This is a genomic window from Serratia sp. A07, assembly GCF_058725505.1.
In genome coordinates this window covers 1-993 of the sequence record NZ_JBZXDO010000192.1, presented here as the reverse complement: position 1 = coordinate 993, position 993 = coordinate 1, and the positions used below count along the sequence as shown (strand labels likewise).

The following is a 993-nucleotide window of genomic DNA, read 5'->3' as shown; positions in this document are numbered from 1 at the left end:
GAACGTAGCGCCCCTGCGGGACGAGCACGGCAGCACAGCTGCCTCAACCGTCTTTAAGATCCAGCCTCACCTCAACGCCGGCGTCGTCTGACAGCACGACCGGTCGCGAGGTGGCCCATGCCCCCGCCGCGTTGACACCCGCATAAAATGAGCACGCCTGCGACGTGAGCCGGCTGGCGCCGACGCCCTTTTCCTGTTCCCTGCCTCCCTATAGACTTTGCACCATGTATATTCCGCGACCAGCAAAGCTGTTGTTCCAGCATGATGATGGCTGGAGCCGCTATCTCGACAAACACGGCGACATCCTCAGCGACTGGACCAAACTCGCCGTCGAGCGCATGCTCGCCTGCGGCACCTGCGCCATGGGCGTGCGCCGTTACTGTTGTTCCTCACCGGACTGCACCCATTCCCGCTTTTTCTGTCAAAGCTGCAAGTCCAAGGCCTGCAGCAGTTGTGGCCTCAAGGCCACCGAGCAGTGGATCGCCGAACAACAGCACATCCTGCCCGACTGCGACTGGCAACACATCACGTTTACCATGCCCCACCTGTTGTGGCCGTTCTTCAACAACAACTGGCCCCTGCTCAATGACCTGTTCCGCTGCGCCACCCGCGCCATGCTCCGCTGGGCCCGCCGGCAGGGTATCGAAGTCGGCATCTTTTGCGCGCTGCACACCTATGGTCGGCAGTTGAATCAGCATCCGCATATCCACGTGTCTGTCACCCGAGGCGGCCTCGACATCAAACACAGCACCTGGCGTAATTTGTTCTTTAAAAAGAAAGAAGTGGAAGCCATCTGGCGCAATGCCGTCGTCTATCTGCTGCGGGACAACTACGCCCGCATCAATCCCGGCGCCCTGCCGGGCCTGGGCCATATCCGTAACGAAGATCGGTGGCACCGCTACCTGCATGCACAATACCGGCGTTGCTGGAAAGTGCACTTCGCCAAAAAGACCCGCGGCGCCTGGCGCAGCGTGAAATACCTTGGCCGTTATC

General features: G+C 60.4%; 1 protein-coding gene. It reads left to right on the top strand.

Going from position 1 to position 993, the window contains the following annotated elements; genetic code table 11:
• Positions 1 to 224: 224 nt before the first annotated feature.
• Positions 225 to 993, top strand: a 769-nt coding sequence (locus tag AC4PR2_RS29160) for an IS91 family transposase (RefSeq protein ID WP_492176083.1), incomplete at its 3' end; no start/stop codon positions are given.